This is a genomic window from Arthrobacter sp. (assembly GCF_031988865.1).
Classification (GTDB): Bacteria; Actinomycetota; Actinomycetes; order Actinomycetales; family Micrococcaceae; genus Arthrobacter_B.
On the sequence record NZ_DALZXY010000116.1, the window covers coordinates 1 to 8,076 of the forward strand.

The following is an 8,076-nucleotide window of genomic DNA, read 5'->3' on the forward strand; positions in this document are numbered from 1 at the left end:
GCCGGCTATGCCGAGACCGCTGGGTAAGTCAGCGGCTCGGAGATCCAGTCCAGGTCCGACCACCGGTCTATGCGCTGGACGATCTCGAAACTGCTCCGGCACATCTCCACCACAGCCTGCTCCGGGTCCTGCGCGGCGAAGGCGTCTTCCAGGGTGAGGATGAATTCGTTCATCTGCGGCTGGAACCGGGCCCGGTCCGGTTCCAGCATGGACGCATAGCTGCCGATCTCCGCCATAAACGGATACGGCATGCCGTAGAACGCCGGTTTGGACATTTTTACGTCACCGGGCCAGAACCCGTATTCCATGAACTTTTCGTCAAAACAGTTCGCCCCAATCACGTCCGTCCCGCTGTACGGAGCGGCCTGGCCCGCGAACACGGACCCGGCGAGGTCCATGGTGCCGAACCAGTAATGCGGCATGTCCACCTTGCCGCGGAACGGAGACAGGAAACGGGAGAGGCTCCGGTAGGCAAAATGCAGGTTGTCCAGGTAGACGGCGATGGCCTGCCGGTCCCAGGAACGGTACTTGGTGTCCTGCTCGAACGGCGTCGTGTCGTGGAACTCCTGCGGTGTGGTGTTGATCCGGGTCGGCGCCCCGATGTAGTCCAGCGCCCCCATCAGCTGTGCGTAGAAGTCCGCGACGCTGAGGCCGTCCTGCAGCGGAATCCGGGACTTGCTGCCATTGGTGTTCTGTACGTCCACATGGTGCTGGCGCAGGTTGAAGTAGATCTCGAAGCTGCTCCCGTCCCCGCGAATGGTCCCGGTGCCGATCCCGTCGACGGTCAGCGGCATCCGGATGTGCCCCCAGCCTGGCCGCTTATCTGAGCGCTCTATCTTCACCTTTCCCGCCATCTGCAGGAAGAGGTGCAGGGTGTCGGCGGTGTCCTGCCATTGGGTGTAGTCCAGAATCCGTTTGTCCATGGAATTCGCCTCAGATCGGGAACTGCTGCGGTGGGAGCCTCGCGGGGCTGTTTCTCGCGTACGGGGTGGTGTCCCTCCAGTGTGGGTCGGCGATGTGAAGGTGGGGAAGATCACCGGGACACAGGGCTGGCCGGGCCCCTACAATTACTACGGAACCACCGGGCAGGCGAGCCTTCTCTGCCCGAGCCCAGGCTGCAAGTTGAGCGCCGGGCCTATGCCCCGCATCCTTCCCTAGGAGCCTTTTCACGGTGACAATTTCTTCCCCGAAACGTGCCACCTCCCGGTCCCGGAACCTGAAGTACATCCTGATGCTTGGCGCCCTCGCGGCGCTGCCCGCCGTGACCACGGACATGTACCTTCCGGCGCTGCCGGAAGTCGCCGCTGACCTGGCCACCACAACGACGGCGGCCCAGTTCACGCTGTCCGGCACCCTGCTGGGCACCGCCGTCGGCCAGCTGGTAATTGGTCCGCTCTCGGACCGGTTCGGACGGCGGCTGCCGCTGCTTATCGGCATTTCCATGCACATCGTGACGTCACTGCTGTGCGCGATTGCCCCCAACATCGGCTTGCTGATCGGCCTGCGCGTTCTGCAGGGCTTCTTCAACGCGTCCGCCTCCGTGGTTGCCATCGCCGTCATCCGCGACCGGTTTACCGGATCGGACGCGGCCAAGCTGCTTTCCCGGCTGATGCTGATGATCGGCCTCGCTCCCCTGCTGGCCCCCACCCTGGGCCAAGCAGTCTCCGGAATCTGGGCCTGGCGTGCAGTGTTCTACGCCCTGGCACTGATCGGCGTGATCCTGGTCGTGATCGTCTGGCGGTGGATGCCCGAAACGCTGCCGGTGGAACGCCGCCTGACCCGTGCCAAGAAGGGCAGCCCGAAAACCACTGAACCCGGCGGCTACCGGATCCTGCTCCGCGACCGCCGGTTCCTGGCCTACGCCGCGCTGCCCGGCCTCGCCATGGGCATCATCATGAGCTACGTGGTCGGCTCGCCGTTCGTGATGCAGGAGGAATACGGCCTCACCCCCAGCGAATTTGCGCTGATCTTTGCCGTCAACGGCATCGCCATGGTGGTGTCCTCGCAGATCAACGCCTCTCTGCTCAGCCGCGCGTCGTCGTCGGGCATCCTGCGCATCGCCGCACCGGTGCTGCTTCTGCTCGCCCTGGCGCTGCCGGTCGTTATCATCACCGGGGCCGGCGGGGTGTTCGGCCTTGTGGCGGGCCTCTGGCTCATCCTGGGTATGCAGGGCTTCATCATCGCGAACGCGACGTCCCTCGCCCTCGACGGCTACGGGCGGATGGCCGGCACGGCAGCGGCGCTGCTCGGCTGCCTGCAGGTGGGCCTGGCCGGGCTGATCAGCCCGCTGGTCGGCGTCTTCGGTGGCAATGCCGTGTCCATGTCCGGGGTCATCATCGGCTGCGCCCTGGCCATGGTACTGATCCTGGCGACGACGCCGGCCTACCGCCGGGGCAACCGCCGGCTGGGTGCCGCGCCGGTAGGCGCCGTTGAGGAAGGCGCCGTCGAAGGTCGTGCCGTCGAAACCGGCCGGGGCAGCGCCGAGACCGGTTCGGAGACCGGCGCGGACGCCGGTGCGGAGACCGGTTCGGAGACTGGTGCTGGCACCAGCGCGGAGACCGGCGCGGACGCCGGACGGGCTGCGGACTAGGGTCCCCGAACCAAGAAGCGCCGGTGCCGCCGGAACCGGAAGGTACCGCCGAAAGGCGGAACGTGTTTCCAGCACAGCGGCACCGGCGCTCCGGGCCAAGCGGAAGAAGTGCTACTTCACCGAGTTGTTGTAGTTCTCGATTTCGATCTGAAGGGCCTCCACCGATTCGGTCAGCTCAGTCTTGCTGTCCCCGCCAAGCAGGGCACCTTCGAGCGCGTCTTCGGCGGCCTTGCGGGCCTGCGGCATGGAACCTGCTGCACAGCCCTGGGTGGCGGCGGTCAGTTCGGTGGATTCAAGCTGCTGCACGGCGACGTCGAACAGGGGGAACTTCTCCCGCCAGGCAACGTCCTCGGGTTCGTTCAGTGCGGCCTTCGAGATCGGGAAGTACCCGGTTCCGGTGTGCCAGGTGGCCTGGGTTGCCGGTTCGGCGAGGTACTGCATGAACTGCCAGGTGGCTTCCTTCTCGGCGTCGGAGTGTCCTTCGCCGGAGACCCAGAGCGAGGCACCGCCGATGATCGGACCGGAGTCGTTTTTCGCGATCTTGGGGTAGAAGCCTACGCCGAGCTCGAAGCCCTGCTCCTCGGCGGCCTTCTGCATGCCGCCCAGGGCACCCGTGGATTCGAGGGTGATGCCGATGGTTCCGCTCTTGAAAGCGTTCTGTGCATCGGCAGTGGCACGGCCGGTGTTGCCTGCTACGCCGTCCGTCACCAGGCCCTTCCACCAGTCCACGAACTCCACCGCGGAGTCATTGTTGAAGCTGTAGTCGCTGGCGCGCTCACCGGAGCGGCCGTTGTCCGGGCTGCAGTACAGGGCGCCGTTGGCTGCGATTTCCTGCTCCAGCAGCCAGCCGTAGATGGCAGCGTTGAAGCCGAACTCGGCCGGTCCGCCGTTTTTCTTGGACAGCTTGTTGGCTGCCTCGGAGACCTCGTCCAGGGTTGCCGGCGGCGTTTCCGGATCCAGTCCGGCTGCCTCGAAGAGAGTCTTGTTGTAGTACAGGACCGGCATGGAGGTGTTGAACGGCATGGACCACAGATCCTCGTCGATCGTGTAGTAGCCAGCGATGTTGGGCTGCAGGTCCGAGACGTCGTACTCGTCGCGGTCGATGAAGGCCTGGGTCGGCAGCACCGCACCGGAATCGATCATGAACTGCGTGCCGATGTCATAGATCTGGACCATGCTGGGCGTGCTGTTGGACTGGACCGCGGCCTTGTACTTCGTGATCGTGGAATCGTAGTCGCCCTGGTAGACGCCCTTGACCTCAATCTTGCCCTCATTGGCAGCATTGAAGTCGGTGATCAGCTTGTTCAGGGTTTCCCCGTTTGTGCCGTCCATGGAGTGCCAGAAGTTGACGGTGGTGACGCCCTCGGCTGAGTCGAGCGCATCCGCAGCCGGTGCTCCGTCTGTTCCCCCGGCGGTTCCGCCGCCGCCACAGGCGGAAAGTGCCAGGGCCAGTGCAGCGGCGCCAGCGGCCATCATTGGCAGGCGGCGTCCTCTACTTGTAATTCGCAATGGATATATCCCTTCAGGGTTGTCCGGCGGCGGGCGCCTCCGGGTAGCCGTGGTGAATGGCCAAGTGGTTGCGTTATTTGATGGAGCCCGCAGTGAGTCCGCGGACGATGAAGCGCTGGCCGAAGACCACCAGCAGGAGGGTGGGAATGATGGCCAGAACCGTTCCCGCCAGGACCAGTCCGGCGTTGAAGTTATCCGCGGACCGCAGCTGGGTAATGCCGATCTGGATGGTCTGCATCTGCGGAGTCTGCGTAACCAGCAGCGGCCAGAAGTACATGTTCCAAGCGGAGAGGAAGGACCAGATTCCCAGCGCGGCGAGGGTGGGCTTGGACAGCGGCACCAACACCGAGAGCAGGAAACGCAAATGCCCGGCCCCATCGATCCGCGCTGCTTCCCATAGTTCGGTTGGAAAGGACAGGAACGCCTGACGGAGGAGGAAAATACCGAACCCATGTGCGAGGAACGGCAGCACCAGGGCTGGCACCGTGTTGATCAGGCCTGCGGAGGACATGGTCAGGTAGTTCGGAATGATGATTGCCTCTGCCGGCACCATCATGCTGCACAGGAACAGGCCGAACCAGAACGCCTTGCCCCACACTTTCAGGAACACCAGGGCGTACGCCGCGAACAGTGAGGTCACCAGCTGCCCGAGGGTGATCAGGCCCGCCATCACCACGGAGTTCATGTATTGGCGGCCCAGCGGAATCGAGCTCAGGGCACCGGTGAAATTCTCGGCGCGGAACCCGTTGAACGGCCACAGCGACGCCGGATAGGCATTGATATCCGCAGGCCCCATAAAGGCACCGATGAATCCGAAATAGACAGGGAAGAGGACGACGGCGGCGCCCAGGGTGAGGGCGGCGTAGGTGAGGACCCGGCCGGCTGTGAGCGGGCGGCGCTGCCGTTTCCGCAGCGAAGCAGTGCCTCGCGGATCCTGCTTCGCCGGCCGTTCGGCCTGTGGGGCAGCGGGAGCTGCTGTGCGGCTCATCGGTAGAAGACCTTTCGTTCCAGGACGCCGAATTGGATTGCGGACACCGCTACCACGATGATCAGCAGCACCACGGCCTGGGCGGAGGCATAGCCGAAGTTCGAGTTGTTGTTGGCAAAAGCCTGCTCGTAGATGGAGTAGACAAGCGTTGTGGTGCTGTCCTGCGGGCCGCCCTTGGTCAGGATGTGGATCTGTCCAAAGCTCTGCAGGGCGTGGATGGTCCCGGTCACCAGCAGGAAGAACAGCTGCGGCGTCAGCAGGGGCATGATGATGGAGCGCTGCATCCGCCAGCCGTGCGCGCCGTCAAGCCGGGCTGCTTCCACCACATCTTCGGACACAGCACCGAGGCCGGCGGAAAGAACCAGCAGGTTGTAGCCCAGCTGCATCCAGACCGTGGCCAGGGAAACGGAAACCAGTGCCCAGGCCGGATCAGTGAGCCAGCCGACCCGATCCACCCCGAAGAAACCGAGCATGCCGTTCAGCACACCCGTTGCCTGGTTGAACATGACCCCGAAGATCACCGAGGCCGTGGCTACGGAATAGGCAAACGGGAGCGCGAAGGCCGTCCGGAAGAAGCGGATTCCCTTGATTTTCTGATGCAGCAGCAAGGCAAGCGCTAGTGCAATGGCTATCGACGGAACCACGGTGAGGACCGTGAACCCGAGGGTCACTCCCATCACGGTCCAGAAGCCGGAATCCGTGAAAAGCCGGATGTATTGGTCGAACCCGACAAATCCCGAAGGCCGGCCGAAAAGGTCGCTCCCCTGGAAGGAGAGAAAAACCGAACGTCCTAGGGGATAAAAAAGGAACAGTGCGAAAACAACCAACGCTGGCGCGAGGTACCACATGGCGCGGATGCTGCCGCTGCCGACCACGCTTTTGGGCCGGGGCCGCCGGGTCCGGGTGGCCTGTTCAGGTGTGGTTGCCGGTTTGAGGAGGCTCATGCCCGGATGCCCGGGAAAGGCCTGCCGGAGAAGTGGTACGAACAGCGGACGGTTCCATCCGGCTGCAGCGGTTCACTGCAGGAAACTCTCATCGATTCTTTCCGTCCATGATTCTGGGGCGCGGATAGGCGCCGAATACCGGTATTACGCTCGTCACAGTATCCATTGTTTTTAATCCATGGCAAGCAGGCCAGCCGAGGCCCTTGAGGAAAATAATGTTGGCTCATGGAACGCATAGTTTTTTGTCCGGGGCGGTTTTTCGCGCCGCTGCGCGGGGTACCTGATTTCCCGTGTGCCTCCCTTTCCGGATGGAATCACGGCACGGCTTGAATCACGGTGCGGTTGCTGTTCCGTGCCCTCCGCCGGCCCCGCCGTGCCGAATGGTTACTCCGAAGGAAGGCAACGGGGTGCGACGGAGTGCGGTGTCTGGGGTCTGGTGTGCAATTCTGGCGACTTCCCGGCCGCGCAACCCGCCAGACCTGCGCACTCAGCGCCGCACGACGGCCCGCCGTCCCTGGTGAGCACATCCGGCGACATCCCGCCCAACCTGCGCACCCACCGCCGCTCCCTGCCAAGCAACCCGCCAAAACTGCGCATTCAGCCCCGCGACGAGCCTGCCGCGCCCCTGTGCCCGCCGCCGTCGTCGTCCCCGTGCCCGCCGCCGGCGTCGTCCGCCAGCATGTGCGGTGCATTGGTGACCACCAGCCAGGCGGGCAGGACCGCCAGGCACAGCAGTGCGGTTACCGCCACGTCACCGGTGATCACGACGGCGATGAACAGGGCCAGCCAGCCGTCCCGGGCGACGGCGAGCACCAGTCCCAGCACGGCGGCAGAGACCACCACGCTGGTCGGGATGCCGGGGGCCAGCGCCCCGGCGGCCAGCCCGAAGGCGACGCCAATAAACACCGTGGGGAAGATCCGGCCGCCGCGGAAACCCGCCGCGGCGGAGATCACCAGTGCGGCGAGCTTGATGACGGCGTACATAAGCAGCGTCCCGAACGACAGTCCGGTGGTGCTGAGAAGATGCTCCGATTCCTCGGCTCCCTTAAACAGCGTGATAGGTCCGCCGATCACGCCGAGCAGCCCGAGCAGCGCACCGCCAAGGGTCGTAAATAGGATTGGGTTCGAGAGCCGGTGGAACATCCGGTGCGCCCAGCGGAAGGCGAAAATACCCAGGAGCCCGAAAGCCGCAGCAAGCGGTGCAATGATCATGGCCGCAAGGACGTCCCACCCGTTGACGTTGTCCGCGGGCGGGATCGTAATGTCCAGCAGCGTTCCACCGACAAAGTTCATGGTGACGGCCCCTGCGCCGGCCGCAACCAGGGGCAGGAAAAGCTTGTCGAAGAGCGCTCCGGCCCCAGCGGTTGACCCGACGATGCCGGTGAACAGCAGTGCCGCGGCAACAGGCGTCCCGAACAGCGCCCCCACAGTGCCCGCAACGGCCATTCCCACGATCAGTTTGCCCGGCACCCGCGGAAAAAGGCGGCCGATCACGACGGTGAGCACAGCGGCATTGATGGCGATGATCGGGTTCTCCGGGCCCAGGCTGACCCCGCCGGCCAGCCCGAGGACCGCCGCAGCGGCCAGGCTCGGGACGACGCCGATGGGCAGCGCCGATTCTGCCATTTCGGACTCGGCGGAATCCGGCCCGGCATGGCCTGGTACATACCGGGCGATCAGCCCAACGGCGGCGCCCGTCAGTGTCAGGGTGCCGAAGATCCACCAGCCGTTGTCCGGATTCACACCAACCGCACCGGGAAGGTCGTTCCACAGCAAATGCTGGAGCAGGGCGGCTGCTTCATCCAGTCCAAAGAGGATCAGCGCGGAGACAACGCCAATCAGAACGCCCGGTATGGTGAGTGCCGCGAGGGTCCGGACACGGTTCTGCGCCAGGACGCCCTCGTTTGCATGTTCGGACATGGTGCCATCCCTGGCCGGCGGGAGCGGAAGGCAGGTCTTCCGCGGGTTTGCTCAGGCTACTGGCTCGCCCCCGCCCGCGGACAGGGGACGGAGCCCGGGAACGGATGAAGGCTGCCATATCCGCA

General features: G+C 64.6%; 6 protein-coding genes. 1 reads left to right on the forward strand and 5 read right to left on the reverse strand.

What is annotated here, in order from left to right; all coding sequences use genetic code 11:
- Positions 1 to 5 precede the first annotated feature (5 nt).
- Positions 6 to 923, reverse strand: a complete 918-nt coding sequence (locus RTN46_RS15425; protein ID WP_312182696.1) for a DUF5996 family protein — start codon at positions 921 to 923, stop codon at positions 6 to 8.
- A 248-nt stretch (positions 924 to 1,171) separates the two neighbouring features.
- Between RTN46_RS15425 and RTN46_RS15430 the strand changes: the two genes are divergently transcribed.
- Positions 1,172 to 2,590 (forward strand): multidrug effflux MFS transporter, encoded by a 1,419-nt coding sequence (locus RTN46_RS15430; protein WP_312182703.1) that lies wholly within the window; start codon positions 1,172 to 1,174, stop codon positions 2,588 to 2,590.
- Between the two features lie 111 nt (positions 2,591 to 2,701).
- On the opposite strand, the gene RTN46_RS15435 is transcribed toward RTN46_RS15430, so the two are convergent.
- The 4 genes from RTN46_RS15435 to RTN46_RS15450 form a co-directional block, all read right to left on the reverse strand.
- Positions 2,702 to 4,066 (reverse strand): ABC transporter substrate-binding protein, encoded by a 1,365-nt coding sequence (locus tag RTN46_RS15435; protein WP_312182705.1) that lies wholly within the window; start codon positions 4,064 to 4,066, stop codon positions 2,702 to 2,704.
- A gap of 106 nt (positions 4,067 to 4,172) precedes the next feature.
- Complete coding sequence (locus tag RTN46_RS15440; protein WP_312182707.1) at positions 4,173 to 5,087, reverse strand: carbohydrate ABC transporter permease; 915 nt, start codon at positions 5,085 to 5,087, stop codon at positions 4,173 to 4,175.
- Complete coding sequence (locus RTN46_RS15445) at positions 5,084 to 6,031, reverse strand: sugar ABC transporter permease (RefSeq protein WP_312182709.1); 948 nt, start codon at positions 6,029 to 6,031, stop codon at positions 5,084 to 5,086. The genes RTN46_RS15440 and RTN46_RS15445 overlap by 4 nt, the downstream gene beginning before the upstream one ends.
- A gap of 597 nt (positions 6,032 to 6,628) precedes the next feature.
- Complete coding sequence (locus tag RTN46_RS15450; RefSeq protein WP_312182710.1) at positions 6,629 to 7,951, reverse strand: ion channel protein; 1,323 nt, start codon at positions 7,949 to 7,951, stop codon at positions 6,629 to 6,631.
- Positions 7,952 to 8,076 lie beyond the last annotated feature (125 nt).

Coding starts and splice junctions, on each gene's coding strand:
- RTN46_RS15425 (WP_312182696.1), bottom strand. CDS start 923: ATGGACAAACGGATTCTGGACTACACCCAATGGCAGGACACCGCCGAC.
- RTN46_RS15435 (WP_312182705.1), bottom strand. CDS start 4,066: ATGATGGCCGCTGGCGCCGCTGCACTGGCCCTGGCACTTTCCGCCTGT.
- RTN46_RS15440 (WP_312182707.1), bottom strand. CDS start 5,087: ATGAGCCGCACAGCAGCTCCCGCTGCCCCACAGGCCGAACGGCCGGCG.
- RTN46_RS15445 (WP_312182709.1), bottom strand. CDS start 6,031: ATGAGCCTCCTCAAACCGGCAACCACACCTGAACAGGCCACCCGGACC.
- RTN46_RS15450 (WP_312182710.1), bottom strand. CDS start 7,951: ATGTCCGAACATGCAAACGAGGGCGTCCTGGCGCAGAACCGTGTCCGG.